Genomic DNA, 805 nt, shown 5'->3' with positions numbered 1-805 from the left:
CGGACAGTGTAATTGGCTGGGAAGTTCTTTATACAAGCCACAAGGCTGACAGCAAGAGCGGAGAGGAAAGCTCAGACACCTTTCTAACAAGAGACCTAGCTACACTGAAGCAAAGTGGCAAGTTAAAATCGGGGGAGATTTACTTTTCTGATATCTACCTAAGTCCAGATCTAGTTGAGCTGGAAACAGAAAAGGTCTTTTCAAGCGTTTCAAACGCGTTATTCAAGGTTCTGGACGATACAGCCAGCTATGTATTAATCGCAACGCTTAAGCCAATGGCTATTATCTCTGGTTTGCCTCGCTACAATAGCAATAGACAGTTCTATATCAGTGACGCTGAAGGTGAATATCTTTATCAGGAAAGCTCTTCAGATAATAGTTCATCATCACATGATAAAAACTTACTTAGAGATTTCCCCGAGCTCACTCAGCACTTTCAGTCAGGCACCAACAAGCTGACGTTTACGCAGTTAAAAGACAGTACCAATACTAAATACTCTGCGTATTACAAAGTATTAAAAGGTGGTGCGACTTATGGCAGCCCACAACTCCATATTCTACTATCATCCTCACATCAACAGCTTGCATTAGCTCTGGAAGGAACTCGCAACAAAAGCCTGCTTATAGGTTTATCGCTAGCTTTAGTTGCCTTAACGGCTGCCATTTTAATCTCTCGCAGAATTACCCGCCCTCTCTCGAGATTGACTGAAACACTCGAACGCTATGAGCAAACAGGCGAAATTGACTACCTACCCGTGAACGAGAATAACGAAGTAGGTATTTTTGCCAGAAGCTTTCATAAAGC

At 42.6% G+C, this 805-nt stretch carries 1 protein-coding gene; it reads left to right on the top strand.

Going from position 1 to position 805, the window contains the following annotated elements; all coding sequences use genetic code 11:
* The coding region (locus tag A3729_RS06150; RefSeq protein ID WP_156497729.1) for a methyl-accepting chemotaxis protein at positions 1-805 on the top strand (805 nt) is incomplete at both ends.

The sequence above is a fragment of the Oleiphilus sp. HI0043 genome (assembly GCF_001634935.1).
This window is presented reverse-complemented; position numbering and strand designations above follow the sequence as displayed.